General features: G+C 64.2%; 15 protein-coding genes. 11 read left to right on the forward strand and 4 right to left on the reverse strand.

Going from position 1 to position 17,925, the window contains the following annotated elements; all coding sequences use genetic code 11:
• Positions 1–13 precede the first annotated feature (13 nt).
• A complete protein-coding gene (locus tag ACVWYO_RS16605) occupies positions 14–571 on the reverse strand; it encodes a rubrerythrin family protein (RefSeq protein WP_457352643.1) in 558 nt (185 codons plus the stop codon).
• Positions 572–685: 114 nt separating this feature from the next.
• Here ACVWYO_RS16605 and ACVWYO_RS16610 point away from each other — a divergent pair, with 114 nt between their 5' ends.
• The 7 genes from ACVWYO_RS16610 (at position 686) to ACVWYO_RS16640 (ending at position 9,386) form a co-directional block, all read left to right on the forward strand.
• Positions 686–967: a PepSY domain-containing protein gene (locus tag ACVWYO_RS16610; RefSeq protein ID WP_457352645.1), complete on the forward strand. Its 282-nt coding sequence runs from the start codon at positions 686–688 to the stop codon at positions 965–967.
• 2 nt (positions 968–969) lie between these two features.
• The gene (locus ACVWYO_RS16615) at positions 970–1,572 is read left to right on the forward strand and encodes a cytochrome b/b6 domain-containing protein (protein WP_457352646.1); all 603 of its coding nucleotides are present in this window, start codon (positions 970–972) and stop codon (positions 1,570–1,572) included.
• Between the two features lie 138 nt (positions 1,573–1,710).
• On the forward strand, positions 1,711–2,643 hold the full coding sequence (locus ACVWYO_RS16620) for an IS5 family transposase (protein WP_457348219.1): 933 nt from the start codon (positions 1,711–1,713) through the stop codon (positions 2,641–2,643).
• Positions 2,644–3,180: 537 nt separating this feature from the next.
• Positions 3,181–5,478: an FdhF/YdeP family oxidoreductase gene (locus tag ACVWYO_RS16625; protein ID WP_457352648.1), complete on the forward strand. Its 2,298-nt coding sequence runs from the start codon at positions 3,181–3,183 to the stop codon at positions 5,476–5,478.
• A 28-nt stretch (positions 5,479–5,506) separates the two neighbouring features.
• Positions 5,507–6,358: a COX aromatic rich motif-containing protein gene (locus ACVWYO_RS16630; RefSeq protein WP_457352650.1), complete on the forward strand. Its 852-nt coding sequence runs from the start codon at positions 5,507–5,509 to the stop codon at positions 6,356–6,358.
• Entirely contained in the window at positions 6,355–8,439 is a 2,085-nt protein-coding gene (locus ACVWYO_RS16635) for a cbb3-type cytochrome c oxidase subunit I (RefSeq protein WP_457352652.1), read from the forward strand. Before ACVWYO_RS16630 ends, ACVWYO_RS16635 begins: the two co-directional genes overlap by 4 nt.
• The gene (locus tag ACVWYO_RS16640) at positions 8,436–9,386 is read left to right on the forward strand and encodes a cytochrome C oxidase subunit IV family protein (protein ID WP_457352655.1); all 951 of its coding nucleotides are present in this window, start codon (positions 8,436–8,438) and stop codon (positions 9,384–9,386) included. Before ACVWYO_RS16635 ends, ACVWYO_RS16640 begins: the two co-directional genes overlap by 4 nt.
• Positions 9,387–9,481: 95 nt before the next feature.
• Here the strand turns inward: ACVWYO_RS16640 and ACVWYO_RS16645 are convergent, their stop codons facing one another.
• From ACVWYO_RS16645 to ACVWYO_RS16655, 3 genes are read right to left on the reverse strand one after another with little or no spacing between them, the layout of a single operon-like run.
• On the reverse strand, positions 9,482–11,200 hold the full coding sequence (locus ACVWYO_RS16645) for an SLC13 family permease (protein ID WP_457352657.1): 1,719 nt from the start codon (positions 11,198–11,200) through the stop codon (positions 9,482–9,484).
• Positions 11,197–12,459, reverse strand: coding sequence for a cation:proton antiporter (locus ACVWYO_RS16650; RefSeq protein ID WP_457352659.1), 1,263 nt, complete (start codon positions 12,457–12,459; stop codon positions 11,197–11,199). Before ACVWYO_RS16650 ends, ACVWYO_RS16645 begins: the two co-directional genes overlap by 4 nt.
• Positions 12,456–14,018, reverse strand: coding sequence for a DUF389 domain-containing protein (locus tag ACVWYO_RS16655; RefSeq protein ID WP_457352662.1), 1,563 nt, complete (start codon positions 14,016–14,018; stop codon positions 12,456–12,458). The genes ACVWYO_RS16650 and ACVWYO_RS16655 overlap by 4 nt, the downstream gene beginning before the upstream one ends.
• Positions 14,019–14,344: 326 nt before the next feature.
• Here ACVWYO_RS16655 and ACVWYO_RS16660 point away from each other — a divergent pair, with 326 nt between their 5' ends.
• The 4 genes from ACVWYO_RS16660 to tnpB all read left to right on the forward strand — a co-directional run bounded on the left by ACVWYO_RS16660 (position 14,345) and on the right by tnpB (position 17,878).
• Positions 14,345–15,757: a DUF2254 domain-containing protein gene (locus ACVWYO_RS16660; protein WP_457352664.1), complete on the forward strand. Its 1,413-nt coding sequence runs from the start codon at positions 14,345–14,347 to the stop codon at positions 15,755–15,757.
• A gap of 121 nt (positions 15,758–15,878) precedes the next feature.
• Positions 15,879–17,090 (forward strand): hypothetical protein, encoded by a 1,212-nt coding sequence (locus ACVWYO_RS16665; protein WP_457352666.1) that lies wholly within the window; start codon positions 15,879–15,881, stop codon positions 17,088–17,090.
• 108 nt (positions 17,091–17,198) lie between these two features.
• Positions 17,199–17,540 carry an IS66-like element accessory protein TnpA gene (tnpA, locus tag ACVWYO_RS16670; protein WP_457349615.1) on the forward strand — a complete coding sequence of 114 codons (342 nt, stop codon included), beginning with the start codon at positions 17,199–17,201 and terminating at the stop codon, positions 17,538–17,540.
• Positions 17,537–17,878: an IS66 family insertion sequence element accessory protein TnpB gene (tnpB, locus tag ACVWYO_RS16675; protein WP_457349022.1), complete on the forward strand. Its 342-nt coding sequence runs from the start codon at positions 17,537–17,539 to the stop codon at positions 17,876–17,878. Before tnpA ends, tnpB begins: the two co-directional genes overlap by 4 nt.
• Positions 17,879–17,925 lie beyond the last annotated feature (47 nt).

A 17,925-nucleotide genomic window follows, 5' to 3' on the forward strand; every position in this document is an offset into this window, starting at 1 on the left:
CGTCGTCGCTGACTTATTTTTTAGACAGCTTCGCAAGCGCGGCCTTATACGCGTCGTAATGCGCGCCTTCGTCGACCGCGATCTGCCGGAACATCGCCGCGACCTTTACATCGCCATCGGCTTGCGCTTGCTTGGCGAAGTTCACATACATCGTGACGTTCTCATAATGCTCGCCAGCCATCGCATCTTCGAGGTTGGCACTGTTCGCACCACCGAGCTGAAGCGCCTGTGCCTCACGGTCGAAATGCTCGTTCGCTTCGATGTTTGCCGACGCGCGGAACAGCTTGGCGAGCGCCGGTTTGCCGGCTGCCTGCGCCTGATCGGCATAGCGGAGATATTTGAGATTGGCATAGGCTTCGCCGTGCATCGCGGCTTCGAGGTTGGTGCGGGTCTGCGCCGACAGCGGCTTGCCTTCCGGCGGAGCCGCGATTGCGCTGGCAGAACAGAGAGCGGCAAACGTGGCAGCCGCTGCGAACAGGGAACGGTTCATGTCAATCTCCGGTATGCGCCGACAGCGGCGACGCCCGGCTTGTGGAGGGATGTCCTGACGCACTCCTGACACGCCGATCACAAAGTCAAAAAAAGCGCGACCATACCTTTTTCGCCGGCCGTCAGCTTTTCGTCAGGCCGTGGGCGCAGTTCGATTGGGCCGGGGCAGCTCCCCCGATCACAAAGGATTGTCCCTATGACGCTTGCAACAATGCTCAAGCTGGCTCTTACGGCCTCGGCCCTGTCGCTGGCCTCGATCGCAAGCGCCGCCCCGGTCTGCACCAAACTCCCGCCGGCCAAGTGGCTTACCCAGGCGCAGATGAAAGCGAAGATCATCAAGATGGGGTATCGCGACATCAAGGTCTTCCAGGTTTCGGGCAGCTGCTACGAAATCTATGCCCATACCAAGGACGGCAAGCGCGCCGAGGTCTATTTCAACCCGGTGACCGGCGCGGTCGTCCAGAACAACGTCGACTGATCGTGGCTGCGACTGCCCCCGTCGCCGCTGCGCCCACCCCTGGCCCGGCCCCCCGCCGGGTCAGGGTGTGGGATCCTGTCGTCCGCATCTTCCACTGGACGGTCGCAGGCGGCGTCATCGCCAACCTGACCTTTCTCCGGCATGCAGAAAGCCCACATATCTATGTTGGGTACGCCGTCATCGCCGCGCTGATTGTCAGGCTCGTCTGGGGCCTCGTCGCGCGGGGGCATGCCCGCTTCGCGACCTTCGTGCCTGGCCCGCGTCGGTTGGTCGGCTACCTTGCTGCGATGCTGGCTAAGCGCGAGCCCCGCTATCTCGGCCATAATCCGGCAGGAGCTGCCATGATCGTGCTGCTGTTGATGCTGCTAGCGACGATCGGCACGAGCGGATGGATGATGGGTCTTGATGCGTTCTGGGGCGTCGGTTGGGTCGAGACCCTGCATGAGATCGCCGCCAACATATTGATCGGGGCAGTAGCCCTGCACGTCATTGGTGCGATCGTCGAAAGCGTCCGCCACCGCGAGAACCTGCCGCTCGCGATGATTACAGGCTACAAGCGGGCGGCAGAAGGGACGGACATCGACAATGCGCTTGCTGCTGGTTGAAGATAACGCCCGTCTCGCGAGTCTCATTCGCGAGGGTCTCGATCGCCAAGGTTTCGCCGTCGATTGGTGCGAAACGGCTTTGTTGCAAAACTGATGGCGGGGATTCACGCAGGGAATCGAGCGGTATAGATAGGCGTAATGCCCAAACCTGCCGCACCTGTGTATCGTACGACGAACTGGCCTGAGTATAATGCGGCGCTGAAGCGGCGTGGGTCGCTGGAAATATGGTTTGATCCGGAGATGCACTGGCTTTCGAAGCCGTGTGGTCGCCCTGGTCGCCCGATGCGGTTTTCAGACAGCGCGATAGAGCTGTGCCTGACGCTGAAGACGCTGTTCAACCTGCCTTTGCGGCAAGTGACGGGGTTGGTTTCGAGCCTGATCAAAATGGCGGGGCTGGATTGGTCGGTGCCGGATTATACGACGCTGTGCCGACGGCAGAAGACGTTGAAGGTCAACCTCGGCGGGCGGATCAGCTCGGGCGGACTGCACCTGCTGGTCGACAGCACCGGGATCAAAATGACGGGAGAAGGCGAGTGGAAGACGCGCAAACACGGACCGTCCTACCGTCGCCAGTGGCGCAAGGTGCATCTCGGGATTGATGCTGGGACGCTGGATATCCGGGCCATTGAGGTCACGACGAATGCCATTGGTGACGCACCGACGCTGCCCGTTCTCCTGGCGCAAATTCCCGGAGACGAGCGGATACTCAGCGTCGGCGGAGATGGCGCTTATGATACCAGGGACTGCCATGCCGCTATTGCCGGGCGCGGTGCCGATGCGGTCATCCCGGTCCGCCGCAACGGGCAACCATGGGCAGAAGGCGGTCCCGGCGTCGATGCACGCAATGGAGCGCTACGCGCGACAAAGCGGCTTGGTCGCGCAATCTGGAAAAAGTGGAGCGGCTATCATCGCCGCAGTCTGGTCGAGACCAAAATGCACTGCTTCAAACTCCTGGGCCAGCGCGTTGTCGCCCGCACCTTCGATCGTCAGATTACCGAGCTCAAAGTCCGTGCTGCAATTCTCAATCGGTTCTCCGAAATAGGAACGCCGGTGACCGTCCGCATCCAATAACATCTTCAAGTAAAACGTCGGTCATGCTCTCGCGTAATTATGCAACAAAGCCACCCTAATATGAAAAGCCGCATCCCCGTGCCAACGCAGGTACGTGAGCCAATATCCATTTTCTGGCAGGCGTTCACCCACGCAGACGGAAAGCTGCTGGGTCGAGTCGACTAGAGGCCTCGTGCTAAAGCGCGGATAGTCTTCGGTAACGCGGCTGTCAGCTTGGCTTAGACATCGACGACGTATGGCAGCTAGCCTCCCTTCGGAAGCAAGACTGCGGCGTCTGCTGCTGATGGGCCAATTTGAGCGGTGACTAAGATGGCGGATCATTCTCCAGCGTATTCTGACATTTTTGTTAAGATGTCCGAATGTTTTGCCTCTTTGCGGTTTGCGGTTCAGGATCGATCCATCGAGTTGAACGCGCCGCCGAATTTTCGGCCGGCAATCGGAGAGTCCTTCGAGGCGGTAAGCGGCGTTGGTTCGTTATGACCCTAGAGGCGCCGGAACCGACCGGCCCCGACCTAACCCGCATCAAGGACTGTATCGATGACCGACCAGAAGGACCTCCCACACGACACCGGTCCAGCAGGCGGTTGGGGGTCGATGAAGGGAATCTCGCAGATTTTCGGCGAGACTTGGCCCGTGGGTGGGGCGGTGCGCAGCCTCGGCCGGTTGAACAAGCCCAAGGGCGTGATGTGCGTGTCGTGCGCATGGCCGAAGCCCGCCAATTATTCCGCGTTCGAATTCTGCGAGAACGGCGCCAAGGCGACGATGTGGGAGCTGACCAAGGATCGGTGCACGCCCGAATTCTGGCAGGACGAGGGGCACTCGGTCACCGCGCTGCGCGATTGGAAGGATCATGATCTCGAAAAGACCGGGCGGCTGACGCATCCGCTGCGGTACGATGCCGCAACCGATCGCTATGTCGCAGTCAGCTGGGACGAGGCGTTTGCGGCGATCGGCAAGACACTCCAGTCGATCGATCGCGAAAGCGCGGTGTTCTACGCGTCGGGCCATGCGGGGCTCGAGGCCTCGTATCTCTATGCGCTGCTGGCGCGGACCTACGGCAACAACAACCTGCCGCAGAGCTCGAACATGTGTCACGAAACGACCTCGGTCGGGCTGACCAAGGTGATCGGCTCGCCGGTCGGGACGATCGTCTGGGAAGATCTTGCGGAAACCGACGCGTTCTTCTTCTTCGGGCAGAATCCCGGCACCAACAGCCCACGGTTCCTGCATCCGCTCAAGGACCTGAAGGATCGTGGCGGCAGGATCGTCACGTTCAACCCGGTGATCGAGCAGGGCCTGGTGTCGTTCGTCGATCCGCAAAGCCCCGCGGCGATGCTGACCGGCAAGGAGACCAAGATATCGGATCAATATCATCAGCTGAAAGCGGGTGGCGACGTCGCGGCGATCCTCGGGCTGTGCAAGTGCGTGGTGGAGGCCGACGACGCGGCCCGGGCAGCGGGCAAGGCCGAGGTGATCGACCACGCCTTCGTCAAGCAGCACACCACCGGCTTCGACACCTTCATCCAGTCGTGCCGCGACGTGACCTGGGCCGAGATCGAGCAGGAATCGGGTCTGACCGAGGCGGCATTGCGCGACGCCGGTGACGTCTACATCGCCGCCGAAAAGGTGATCGGCGTGTACGGCATGGGGCTGACCCAGCACACGCACGGCGCGCTCAACATCGCGATGCTGGTAAACCTGCTGCTGCTGCGCGGCAACATCGGCAAGCCAGGTGCTGGCTGCTGCCCGGTGCGCGGGCACAGCAACGTGCAGGGCCAGCGCACCGTCGGCATCGCCGAGAAGGTCAAGCTCGTCCCACTCGACAAGCTCAAGGCATTGTTCGGCTTCGATCCGCCGACCAAGGACGGCATGAACATCGTCGAGGCGGTCGAGGGCATGTTCGCGGGCAAGGTCCGCGCGTTCGTGTCGCTTGGCGGCAACCTCGTCCGCGCTGTGCCCGACCAGAAGCGCATGGAGCAGGCGTGGGCGGCGCAGGATCTGACCGTGATGATCTCGACCAAGCTCAACCGCAGCCATCTTTTTCCGGCCAAACAAGCGTACATCCTGCCGTGCCTGGGCCGGTTCGAGGTCGACGAACAGGCGACCGGTAACCAGTCGATCACCACCGAAGACAGTTTCTCGATGATCAGCGCATCGGTCGGCCATACCGCACCGGTATCGGACATGGTGAAGAGCGAGCTCGCGATCGTCACCGGCATCGCCAAGGCCACGGTCGCCGCGTCGCCAGCGTTGAAATGGGATGAATGGACCGCCGATTACGGGCTCGTCCGCGACCTGATCGAACACACCTATCCCGACGACTTTCGCGATTACAATGCACGCATGTACGAGGCTGGCGGCTTCTACCGCGGCAATGGCGCGCATGAGCGGATCTGGAAGACGCCCGAAGGCAAGGCTGTGTTCACGACGCCCGGCCAACTGAATTCGCTCGGGTTCAAGGATGCGCCGGGTCGCTACCGGTTGATCACGCTGCGATCGAACGACCAGTTCAACACGACCATCTATGGCTATTCGGACCGCCTGCGCGGGCTCGAGGGTTCGCGCGACATCGTTTTGATGAGCCCCGAGGATATCGCGGCGCGCGGGTTCCACGATGGTCAGCGCGTGACGCTGGTCACTGATGTCGACGGCGGCGACGATGATGGCCAGGATCGCCGGCTCGGCGGGCTGACGCTGACCGCTTACAAGCTGCCGCGCGGGACGATCGCGTCCTATTATCCCGAGTGCAACGTGCTCGTCCCGATCGGCCACCACGATCAGCTGTCGAAGACGCCGGCCTCGAAATCGGTGCCGGTCCGGGTCGAGGCGGGCTGAGCGGCCGGCCCGCAGGAGGATGGATCGCGTGAAGGCGATACCCTGGCGACGCGCAATCGGTTGTCTGGCGCCCGTGCTGCTATCGGGTTGCGACGTGCTCAGGCTCGGCGTGGTCGGCCATGCCGGCCCGATCGCGGCGAGCCAGTGGCATCTGTATCTCATCGTCGGCGCGGTCCTTGTGTTCGTCGCCGGCCCTGTGTTGCTGCTGACGCCGATCATGGCGTGGCATTACCGGCTGTCGAACAAGAACAGCGCGTTCAAGCCGAAATGGGACTTCTCCTGGTGGATCGAGGCGCTGATCTGGCTCCCGCCGGTGGGGATCGTGATCGGGCTGGCGATCGTCTTGTGGACCTACACGCACGCGCTCGATCCGTATCGCCGGATCCCGTCGGCACAGCCTCCGCTCGAGATCCAGGCGGTCGCGCTCGACTGGAAATGGCTGTTCATCTACCCCGACGCGCGGATCGCGACCGTCAACGAACTCGATATTCCGGTCGGCAGACCCATCCATATCACCCTGACGAGCGGGACCGTGATGCAGTCGCTGATGGTGCCGCAGCTCGCCGGCCAGATTTATGCGATGGCCGGCATGACCACGCAGCTGAACTTCGCGGCAAGCCGTCCGAGCGTTTTTCGCGGTGAGAACACCCAGTTCAACGGCGCCGGTTTCCAGAACCAGAAATTCGCCGTCATCGCGCGTCCGACCGCCGACTATCGGCAATGGCTGGAGCGCGTTCGCGCAAACGGTCAGCCGCTCGACGCAGCGCGCTATGCCCGGCTCGCCAAGCGATCCGTGATCGCCCGGCCGCTATTTTACGCGTCGACGCCGCCCGACCTGTTCTCGCATATCGTCGCCCAAATCCCGGAAAAGACACGATGACCGACGGCATCTGGCCAGCTTTGCTCGGCCGCTTCACCTGGAACGCGCTGGCGTTCGTCCGCGCGTGGCAAAACCCGACCGTCAACGAGATCATCGGGGCAGGGGCGGCAATGATGGTCGTGCTCGGTGCGGCAAGCGTGATCACGCTCATCACGGTGACCGGAAAATGGGGCTATCTGTGGCGTGAGTGGCTGACCAGCCTCGACCACAAGAAGATCGGCGTCATGTATGTCGTGCTCGCCTTCGTTATGCTCGCGCGCGCGCTGGCGGAGGCGGTGCTGATGCGGATGCAGCAGGCAGCGGCGGTGAACGCGCCCGGCTTTGTCGAACCCGATCATTTCGCGCAGCTGTTCAGCACGCACGGCAGCATCATGATATTCTTCATGGCGATGCCGTTCCTGACCGGCATCATCAACTATGTCACGCCGCTCCAGATCGGCGCGCGCGACGTGGCGTTTCCGCTGCTCAATTCGATCAGCCTGTGGCTCACCGGCGGGGCGGCGGGGCTGATGATGGTATCGTTGGTGATTGGGCGCTTCTCGACCGGCGGCTGGACCGGGTATCCGCCCTATACCGAACTCGCCTTCAGCCCCGATGTCGGTCCGGATTACTGGATCTGGGCGGTGACGCTGGGATCGATCGCCTCGACGCTGTCGGGGCTCAATTTCGCGGTGACGATCTACAAGCTGCGCTGCCCCGGCATGACGCTGATGCGGATGCCGTTGTTCTGCTGGACGACACTGTGCACGTCGATCCTGATGATCTTTGCGATGCCGCCGCTGACCGTTGCGACCGCGCTGCTCGCGCTCGATCGCTATCTGGGGTTTCACTTCTTCACCAACGACCTCGGCGGCAACATGATGAACTATGCCAACCTGTTCTGGCTGTTCGGTCATCCCGAGGTCTATATCCTGATCCTGCCCGCCTTCGGCGTCTATTCCGAGGTGGTGTCGACCTTTTCGTCGAAGGAATTGTACGGCTACACCTCGCTGGTGCTGGCGACCATGGCGATCGCGGTGCTGTCGTTCACCGTCTGGGTCCATCACTTCTTCACGATGGGGCAGAGCGCGAATTTGAACGCGGTGTTCGGGATCGCGACGATGACAATCGGCGTGCCGACCGGCGTCAAGATCTACGACTGGATCTGGACGATGTTCCGCGGCGAAGTGCGCTTCACCGTACCGATGCTTTACTCGCTCGCGTTCATGATGACCTTCGTGCTCGGCGGGTTCACCGGTATCCTGCTCGCGTTTCCGCCGCTCGATTACCTCGTCCACAACACGCTGTTCCTCGTCGCGCATTTCCACAACATGCTCATTCCCGGCCTGCTGTACGGCATGCTGGCGGCCACGCATTACTGGTTTCCCAAGGCGTTCGGTTTCCGCCTGAACGAGAAATGGGGACGGATCGCGTTCGGCTGTTGGGTGTTCGGTTTCTATCTCGCCTTCATGCCACTGTACGTGCTCGGCGCGGGTGGCGCGGCGCGGCGAAGCCAAGCGTTCTTCGAACCGGCGTTTCGACCGTGGCTCTACGTCGCCGGCGTCGGCGCGCTGATCCTGCTCGCGGCACTGACCGCGTTGTTTGTGCAGCTGTGGGTCAGCATCCGCGAGCGTGACGACAACCGCGTATTCGCTGGCGATCCTTGGGACGGGCGCGGGCTCGAATGGTCGACGTCCGCGCCGCCGCCCGAGTATAACTACGCGGTGATCCCGGTGGTCGACGGCCGCGACCCATTCTATGACGGCAAGCGTGACGGCGATGCCTACGCAGTCCCGGCGGGGTATGAGGACATCGCGGTCCCGCGCAACAGCATGGTTGGCCCCGCGACGGGTATCCTCGGGGCTGGGCTCGCGTTCGGTCTGGTCTGGCACATCTGGTGGCTGGCGCTGCTGTGCGTTGCAGGGATCATCGCCACCGTGATCGCCCGCAGCTTCATCCGCGACGTCGAGCGCATCGTTCCTGCCGCCGACGTCGCGCGGATCGAGGACCGCTGGCACCACGCGATCGCCGCGGCTCGACCGATCTCCCGCCATCACGAGACGACGTCGGCCAATCAGGGCCTCGCCGAGGTGACGGCATGAGCGTCGGCGACATGCGGCACGCCGGCATCAATCTCGGCGCCACCGACCGGGAAACGCACGACCAGGCGGAACCCGACATATTCGGCTTCTGGATCTTCCTGATGAGCGATGCGGTGATCTTCGCGCTGCTGTTCGCCGTCTATGGCACGATGCTCGGCGCAACCGTCGGCGGGCCGACCGCAGCCAGTGCGTACAGGATCGGTCCGACCTTCGCCGAGACGGTGATCCTGCTGACGAGCAGCTTCACCTTCGGCATGGGCTCGATCGCGATGAAGCACGGCGCGTCGAACCGAGTGCTGCTCGGCTGGCTTGCCGCCACGCTGATCCTCGGCTTCGCTTTCCTGGGCCTGGAACTGCACGATTTCGCGACGATGATCGGCGATGGCGCGGTGCCGACGCGCAGCGGGTTCCTCTCGTCGTTCTTCGCGCTTGTCCCGCTGCACGGCGTGCATGTGGTGGGCGGCTGCCTGTGGCTGATCGTGATGATGGTGCAGGTGCCGACTCTTCGGGCGCGATGCGCGGGTGAAGATCAATCTGCTGCGGCTCGGGCTGTTCTGGCACTTTCTCGACATCGTCTGGATCGCGATCTTCTCGGTCGTCTATCTGCAGGGGTTGATCCGATGACCGCGCCGCAAGCCGATCCCCGCCGGGAGAAACGTCGCGAAATCCGGAGCTATGTGATCGGCTATGCGCTGGCGCTCGCGCTCACCGGAGCGGCGTTTGCCGCAGTGCACTGGCCGCGCTTTCCGGCGCGCACGACGCTGGGTCTCGTATTCGGCCTCGCGCTCATCCAGATGATCGTCCACCTCCGGTGTTTCCTGCACGTCAGCCTCAGGCGATCGTCGCGCGACGACCTGTTGCTCATCCTGTTTTCGACGCTGATCATCATCCTGATGGTGGCCGGGACCATCGTGATCATCGCCAACTTGCACGCTCGCATGATGTAGAGCGAGGCGGTGCCGCCTGCACCGTTACGCACGGCGCAGGCGGTTTACGCATGCCGAATCTGAACGACAGTTTCCACCACCCGAGCGCGATATATTCAACGATACCCGATCGAGAGGGTCGCCGCCGCCGTTGCGATAACGATCACGACCAGCATCGCGCCCATCCGGGCATAATCGGTAAAGCGATAGCCGCCCGGCCCCATCACCAGCAGATTATTCTGGTGGCCGATCGGGGTGAGGAAATCGGCGGAGGCGCCGATCAGCACCGCGAGCAGGGCCGCATCGGGGCGCACGCCCAGCAGATGCGCCGCATCGATTGCCAGTGGGCCCATGATGATAGCGGTGGCGACATTGTTGAGAAAGATCGAGAGCAGCATCGTCACGCTGCACAGCGCGGCGATTACCCAGAACAACGGCAAACCGGCGAGCGTCGTCCCGAGCCAATGGGCGGCGATGGCGGCGGCGCCGCTTGTCTCAAAACTCTGGCCGACCGGGATCATGGCGGCGAGCAGGACGATCACGCTCCAGTCGATCGAACGATAGATTTCGTCGGTCGGGATCAGACGAGTAGCGGCGAGCAGCACCGCGGCGGCGAGAAACGCAAGTGCGGGCGGCGCGCCGAAGACGACGATCGTGAGAATCGCGGGAAGGAAGATTGCGACGATCGGCAATGCGCGGCGCCGCGTGAGCGGAATCATGTCGAGACGGTCGATCTCGAGCAGGCGGGCGCGGCTGGCAAACGTCGCGAGATGCGCGGCCAAGCCGCGGATATAGAGCTGGTCACCGGCTTCGATCCGCAGCGTCGCGAGCGGCACCTTGCGCCGCGCTGCGCGCGGACCGACCGCAACGACGTGCAACTGCTCCGCGCTGCGGATGCGCACCGCCTCGTGCGAGAGGCCGATCAGAAACGATCCGTGCGCGACCGCGACGCGCGCCGTTACCGCGTCGGGCGTCGCGGCCGGATCGGTCTCGGCCTTCAGTCCGGTCGCGGCCGCGCTGGTCCATTGCTGGTGCCGCGAGACGACCAGCAGGCGATCACCGGCTTCGATAGTACCTGCAGGGGTAACCCGCTCGCCGTGGCGGAAGATCGCGAGCAGGCGCACCGAGGCGGCGCGCAGCGTGGGGAGGATCGCGGCGATCGCAAGCGGGGCTTCCGCGGCAAGCTCGTAGACCCGCCAAGGTGGCCGCGCCGCGTCCCGAGCAGACTGGCGGATCGGCAGCAACCGCCATCCGATCAGCGCCAGATAGAACAGTCCGACGATCGAAACCGCGACCCCGACCGGCGCCATCGTAAAGAAGCCGAACGGTGCGCCGAGTTCCTTCTCGCGCACCGAGGACAGTATGAGATTGGCAGGCGTCCCTATCAGCGTGGTCATTCCGCCGAGGATCGTCGCAAAGGCGAGGGGCATCAGCGTGACCGCAGGCGGGCGCTTCGCGTCGCGCGCGATCTCGGCGGCGATCGGCATGGTGATGACCAGCGCGGCGATGTTGTTCATGAACGCCGAAAGGAACGCGCCGACGACCAGCAGCATCGTCATCCGCACAGTGAATCCGGCGCGTGGTGGAATTGCCACGCGGGCGATCTCGGCGGCGATCCCCGAGAGTTCGATCGCGCGGCCCACCACCAGGATCGCGGCAACCGCCAGCACGGCTGGATCCGCGAAACCGACAAAAGCATCGGCCGGCTTGGTCAGCCCGACCGCCACGCACGCCAACAAAGCGAGCAGCGCTACGAGATCGTGCCGCACCGCTTCCGACACGAACAGCAGCAGCGCGCCGACCAGGATCAGCGCGCTGAGCAGGGCAGGGCTCACGCGGATGTACCCGAGCGCCAGCGGATCACGCGCTCGATCGTGCCGCCCTGTACGATCACCGAGAAGAGCACGACGATATAGGTCGCCGCCAGTGCAAAGGCGCGCGCTTTCCCATCCGGCAACCCCAGCGCCAAGGCGACCGAGATACCTCCGCGCAACCCGCCCCAGATCAGCGTGATCGGCGCGAGCTTGCCGAGCGACAGCAGAGGCCGCATTAGCAGGAGAGGCCCGACCACCGAGATCGCGCGCGCGATCAGCACCAGCGGGATCGCGGCTAGGCCGAGCACGATCAGCCGGACGTCGGCGGGGATTGTCACCACTTCGAGCCCGATCAGCAGGAACAGCACGGCGTTCAGGATATCGTCGATCAAAGCCCAGAATTTGAGCAGATAGTCGCGCGTCGTATCGCTCATGGCATGGGCCACGCCCTGGTTGCCAATGATCAACCCGGCGACCGCCATCGCGACCGGTCCGCTGACGTGCAGCCGGCTTGCAAGAGCATAACCGCCCATCACCACCGCAAGGCTGATCATCACCTCGACCTTGTAATCGTCGATCGAATGCATCGCCTTGTAGGCGAGCCAGCCGGTCGCCAGGCCGAGCAGGATGCCGCCGCCTGCCTCGACCGCGAACAGCTCGGCGGCGGCGGGGACCGACAGCGGCTGGCCGCTCAGCGCGGCGGCGAGAATGATCGCGAACACAACGACACCGACCCCGTCGTTGAACAGGCTTTCGCCCGCCACGGTCGCCTGCAGCGTCGGCGGAACCGATGCTTCCTTCATGATCCCCATCACCGCGACCGGATCGGTCGGGCTGATCAGCGCACCGAACACCAGACACCAGGCGATCGGAATGGCGATACCAAGCAGGCTGGCGATGAGCTGAAAGCCGACGCCGATCAGCACGGTCGACAGTATTACGCCGACCGTGCTGAGGATTAGGATCGGCCAGCGCCCACGTCGCATCTCGGTCCAATCGACGTGCAACGCGCCGGCGAAGAGCAGGAACGACAGCATCCCGTCCATCAGCGTCGTGTGGAAGTCGATGCCGGCGATGAACCGCACGATGTCGTGGCTGACCGCGCTGGCCGGCAGCAACCGGTCGAGCCCGACCACCATCAACGATGCGACGGCGCCCATCACCGTCAGGCCGATCGACGGCGGCAGTCCAAGGAAACGCCGGTTGAGATAGCCAAGCGCCGCCGCCAGCACGATCAGGATCGCGGCAGCGTCGAATGGCGTGATGGCGAGGCCGCTCATTGCCCGCCTGCCTTCAGCGTCACGACCTGGCCGCCCCCCGGGGAGGGCGCCGCGCTCATATGGTTGGCGCGCAACAGCGTGGCGATGGCGAGCGCGCGGCGCTGGTTGAGCGTCGGACGGGCCGGCGGAGTGTCGCCGCCGGGAAGCCCCGGCACCGCGAGCGATGCGATGTTCCAGCGCCGCGCTTCCCAGATCGACAGCAGCACCGCGTCGCGCGCCGCCGCGTCGAGCGTATCGACATTGGAGGCGAAACGGATCGCGGGCAATTGCGCGAGCGGCGGAATAATCGTGATCTGCCATCCCGCCGCGGCGAGCGCGGCACGCTGCTCGAGCACGCGGAAGGTATCCGGGTTCGCGCCCGCCAGTGGCGCCGCGGTCGCGGTCGCGCGGTGGTGATCGCGGTCGAGCGTCACTTGCTCGGCGGGCACGCCGGCCGCGAGCGCCACCAGTCCGACGATGCGGGCGGCCTCGGCATCCTCCGCTGCAGCGGTGTCGGTCGCCTGCCGGAGCTCGGCGCGTTGGGTTTCGAGCGCGCCGGCCGAAGGATCGAGCAGCACCTGGTCGAGCTGGAGCTTGACGGGGCGGGTTAGCCGCTTGGCAAGTTGGGCTTGCAAGGCGCCGCTGTCCTTCGCGTTGGTGCGGGGGGCGATCACCACCGATCGTACCGCGATCGGCGTCCTATCGAAATCGATATCGAGCTGGGTTACCCGCGCGTTTGCACCGAAGGCGCCGTTGAGGAACGAGCGGACTTGCGTCGCGGTGACGGTTTCCCTCGCGATCCGGCCGAGCGACACCGCGAGCGGGACGCCCATCACAACGAAGACCAGCATCAGGACGATCGTTTGCGCCCAGCTCTGCGTGCCCGACAGATAATGGCCGAAGCCGTAGAACCGCGCCATCACGGTCGCCGAAAGCGCGATCGTGAGAAAGTTGGTGGCAAACAGCGCGAGCGCTCCGCCGAGCACCGCCATGTTGCCCGTCGCAAGACCGTAACCCACCACAGCCAGCGGCGGCATCAGCGCGGTCGCAATCGCCACGCCGACGATCGTCTCGCCGCGCCCGCGGATGATTGCAAAGGTGCCGGCGAGCGACGCGAACAGCGCGACCAGCAGATCGAACAAATTGGGGCGGGTCCGCGCCAGGATCTCGGCAGTCGGCGCCTTGAGCGGCGAGCAGAGCACGATCAGCGCGGTGAAGGCGACCGCAATGACCGACCCGATCGCCAATGCCGTCAGTGAGCGACGCAACTCGGCAAAGTCGAAGAGCGCGAGGCTGAAGCCGAGACCGAGAATCGGGTTCATCAAAGGCGAGATCAGCATCGCACCGATCACGACGGCAGGCGACGAAAGCAACAATCCCAGAACCGCGATCCCGGCCGACATCATCGTCATGAAGGCGTAGCGGCTCGACCAGCCGCTCTCCTCCACGATGCGCTCGACCACGCGCTCATGATCGACAGGTCGGACGACGGCCATCCGCCACCAGCGGTACAGGCGGAATCGCTGGAGCGGAGGGCTTGCGGGGCGTTCGGCGTCGATCGTCGGCCGAGGATCAGGCATTCCATTCTCCGAAGAGGCAGCGTGGACACGACAGGCGTTCGCCCGGCGCCAGGCGGTAGCCGGCTGGCCGATCTAGCCTGAACGCGGTGAAAGCCCAAATCTCTCTCATCGTCGGTTTTTTCATGCAATCTTCCGACTGCGGTCCTGGGGAACGGATACGTTTGCGGAACGAACCGACGGTCGGGACATTATCAGAAGAGCTCATTCGCGCGACGCGATGTCGCCCCCTTTTTGAGAAAGACAGCGCTGATGCATCGCTCGCCCGCGCCGCTCGCGAAACCGATCGATTCCGCATCGTGCCGCACCGCCAGGCACGCCGCTGCCCGATGAAGAGCTGGTTGCTTCGGATCGGAGATACGCTGAGCGCGAGCTATTGGTTCGTGCCGTCCATCATGGCCTTCGCCGCGGTCGTCCTCGCGGTGCTGATGATCGTGATCGACGGCTATGCGGGGTCGGCCTGGATCGAACGGGTCGGCTGGCTGTACGCCGCACACCCCAACGGCGCGCGGCAGATGCTATCGTCAATCGGCGGATCGATGATCACGGTGGCCGGTACGGTCTTTTCCGTGACGATCGCCGCAGTCGTCTATGCCTCGGGGCAATATGGTCCACGGCTGCTGACCAATTTCATGCGCGATCGCGGCAATCAGGTCACGCTCGGCACGTTCATCGCCACCTTCCTCTATTGCTTGGTGGTGCTGCGCACGATCCGTTCGGCCGAGGAAAGCGGGGGCTACAGCTTCGTGCCCAACCTCGCGCTGCTGGTCGCCGTCGTGCTGGCGATCTGTTCGATCGCGGTGCTGATTTTCTTCATCCACCATGTCCCGAGCAAGATTCATATCAACAGCGTCATCGAGGATATCGGCGAACGGCTCATCGAGGAGATCGGCAACCGCTTTCCGCGCTTCATCGGCGATGCACGGCCCGAGGACGCGCGTCAGGCGCGATCCACGGCAGTCCCTGAGCCGTTCCGCCCCGACGCCAGCGCCGCCGAGGCCGAGCGGAGCTTGCGCATCGTGGGCGAGCGAACCGGCTATATCGAGCTGGTCGACGGCACGGCCTTGATCGAGCAGGCGCGCAAGCACGATCTCGTGCTGCGGCTGCACTATCAAGCGGGGGACTTCACGCATGTCGGCCGCACGCTCGTCGAAGCCTGGCCGCCCGAATGCTGTGACGAAGACGCGACGGTCGCGATCCGCAATGCATTCTCGGTCGGCGCGCGTCGCACTGCGCTTCAGGATTTGCGTTTCCTGATCGACGAGCTGGTCGAGATCGCGGCGCGCGCGCTCTCGCCCGGCGTCAACGACCCGTTCACTGCAGTCACCTGCATGGACTGGATTGGGGCGGCGCTGTGCGATCTGGCGAAGCGAGATTTGCCGTCGCATCTGCGTGTCGACAAGGACGGCGCATTGCGCGTGATCGCGCATCCCGAAACCTTTGAAACCTTCATGGCGCGCTCGTTCGGCGCGCTGGCGCAATACAGCGCAAGCGACATGGTCGCGGCTTTGCGCTTCCTCGATACGCTCGCAGAGATCGCGCTCGAATGTGGCGATCCCGATCGAGTGGCGACCGTCGCGCACTATGTGGACGTGCTCGAGGGACTTGCCGAGCCTGCGCTCAGCGGCTTCAATCTGCAGCGCGTCAAGAAGAGCGCGGACACGGTGCGCCGTGCGCTCGCCGAGCCTGACTATAAACGCCGCCTGCGCGCCGCGACCGGCTCGGTCGGCGGTACGGCATGACGAGGAGAGCTACGATGCCCCATGCTGGACTGTGCGTCATCGGCGGGCTCGGCCGATGCCGCTGCGCGGACTGCGGTGCAGCGCGACACCAAGTGCAGCGGCGCAGCCGCGAGGGGGGCGCATGATCGTCGCGGTCGCAATCCTCGCGGCGGTCTGCGTTACCGCACTGCTGACGTTCACCCGTTTTTCGCATTCCACCACGTGGCGCGCGACGGTGACGCCGCTCGCTTCGATCATCGGTTCTGGATTCCTGATCTGCGGGCCGCTGCTCGCGCGCGAATTCGGCTCGGCCGCGATCCTTGCGATGGCCGCGCTGCTCGCGATTGCCTATGCGGTCGGAGCGGTGATCCGCTTCAACATCATCCATGTCGAGAACATTGCGCCCGAGCTGTCGCTCAACGATCCGATGGCCTGGGCGATGCGCGCCGCTCAGGTCATGCTGGCGATCGCCTATGCCGTCTCGGTCGCCTATTATCTCAAGCTGCTCGCCGAATTCACGATGAAGCCGCTCGCTATCGCGCCCGAATGGCACGGTCTGGTCGCGAACATCGTCGTCACAGTCATCATCGTCGCTCTCACCACACTCACCTTTTCGGGCGACATCCGCAAGATCGAACATGCCGCCCACGCCAGCGTGTCGGTGAAGCTCGGCATCATCGCCGGATTGCTCGCGGGGCTGGGCCTGTGGTGGGCGACTCGTACCGGTTTGCCGCTCGACTTGCCCGCGACCAAGCTGTCGTGGAGTGGAATACCGTTGCTGCTCGGGTTGCTCATCACGGTTCAAGGCTTCGAGACGTCGCGCTACATGGGCGACAGCTACGATCAGGCGACGCGGGTGCGGACGATGCGCCACGCGCAATGGTTGTCCTCCGCAATCTATCTCGCCTTCCTCGCGCTGCTGACTCCGTTCCTGCGCGAGGCGCAGCACGCTGAAGGCGTGGCTGGGATCCTCGACATCATGGAGCTGGTCGCGCCGGCGCTCGGGATCTTCGTGCTGATCGGGGCGGTGTCGAGCCAGTTGAGTGCGGCGATCGCCGACTCGATCGGGTCGGGCGGCCTGATGGTCGAGGTGTCGCGCCGCAAACTCGGCGTACGGGGCGCCTTCATCACCGCGAGCGCCTTGTCGATCGCGGTGGTATGGCTGACCGATCCTTTCTCGGTGATCGCTCTGTCATCGCGCGCGTTCGCGCTCTTCTACGCGATGCAGGCCGTGCTGGCACTATGGGTGTCGTTGCGGACGGGGAAGGGCGGCTTGCCCGCGCGGATCGGGTTCGTGCTCGTCGGTGCGGTCTGTCTGGTGGCGGCGCTGGCCGGAGCGCCCGCGGAGGGATAGCGGTCTTGAACGAAAGTGCGTAGCCATCCGGCGGGGGCCGCCTTGCTGATTGTGAGCTGGAGCTAGAGGACGTCCTTACAGTCGCACGTAAGGACGTCGGTTTCGATCATGGTGCAGGTAACGATACTGGCGGGACCGGAGCGTCGCCGTCGCTGGAGCGATGAGCAGCGCGAGCAGATTGTCGCAGAGGCGTTTCAGTCGGGCGCGCGGGTCTGCGACGTGGCGCGGCGCCATGACGTTGCCCGCAGCCAGATCTACGAGTGGCGGCAAGTGATGCGGCGCCAGGCGGACCCGGCCTTCGTGCCGGCGGTGCTGGTGGATGAGCGACCCCAGCAAGTGTGCGAGCCCGTTGTCGCTGCCGTTTTCGATCTGCCCGATGGCGGGCGGCTGAAGATCTTTGCTTCAGCGTCACCGGCTCTGGCGGCGGCGGCCTTGAAGGCGATGCGATGATCCCGTCGGATGCACGGGTGTGGATCGCGATGGGCCACACCGATATGCGCAAGGGGATGCAGGGTCTGGCGCTGCTCGTGCAGCAAGGTCTGGGCCGCGATCCGCATGGCGGCGACCTGTACGTGTTCCGAGGCCGTGCCGGATCGTTGGTGAAGATCATCTGGCACGACGGGATCGGCGCATCGCTCTACTCCAAGCGGATCGAGCGCGGCCGCTTCATCTGGCCCTCGGCGAAGGATGGCGTGGTGTCCTTGACGCGCTCGCAGCTGGCCTGCCTGCTCGACGGGATAGACTGGCGTAATCCGCAGCATAGCTGGCGCCCGGCGAGCGCGGGATAGCGCATTTTGCGGCTTGCATGAGGGCGTGGAGGATGATTCACTCTCCG

Source organism: Sphingomonas sp. UYP23, assembly GCF_054059235.1.

What these genes read in the sequence shown, in the direction of transcription:
- ACVWYO_RS16610 (WP_457352645.1), top strand. Translation starts at nt 686, where the DNA reads ATGACGCTTGCAACAATGCTCAAGCTGGCTCTTACGGCCTCGGCCCTG.
- ACVWYO_RS16620 (WP_457348219.1), top strand. Translation starts at nt 1,711, where the DNA reads ATGCCCAAACCTGCCGCACCTGTGTATCGTACGACGAACTGGCCTGAG.
- ACVWYO_RS16625 (WP_457352648.1), top strand. Translation starts at nt 3,181, where the DNA reads ATGACCGACCAGAAGGACCTCCCACACGACACCGGTCCAGCAGGCGGT.
- ACVWYO_RS16635 (WP_457352652.1), top strand. Translation starts at nt 6,355, where the DNA reads ATGACCGACGGCATCTGGCCAGCTTTGCTCGGCCGCTTCACCTGGAAC.
- ACVWYO_RS16640 (WP_457352655.1), top strand. Translation starts at nt 8,436, where the DNA reads ATGAGCGTCGGCGACATGCGGCACGCCGGCATCAATCTCGGCGCCACC.
- ACVWYO_RS16650 (WP_457352659.1), bottom strand. Translation starts at nt 12,459, where the DNA reads ATGAGCGGCCTCGCCATCACGCCATTCGACGCTGCCGCGATCCTGATC.
- ACVWYO_RS16655 (WP_457352662.1), bottom strand. Translation starts at nt 14,018, where the DNA reads ATGCCTGATCCTCGGCCGACGATCGACGCCGAACGCCCCGCAAGCCCT.
- ACVWYO_RS16660 (WP_457352664.1), top strand. Translation starts at nt 14,345, where the DNA reads ATGAAGAGCTGGTTGCTTCGGATCGGAGATACGCTGAGCGCGAGCTAT.
- ACVWYO_RS16665 (WP_457352666.1), top strand. Translation starts at nt 15,879, where the DNA reads ATGATCGTCGCGGTCGCAATCCTCGCGGCGGTCTGCGTTACCGCACTG.
- tnpA (WP_457349615.1), top strand. Translation starts at nt 17,199, where the DNA reads ATGGTGCAGGTAACGATACTGGCGGGACCGGAGCGTCGCCGTCGCTGG.
- tnpB (WP_457349022.1), top strand. Translation starts at nt 17,537, where the DNA reads ATGATCCCGTCGGATGCACGGGTGTGGATCGCGATGGGCCACACCGAT.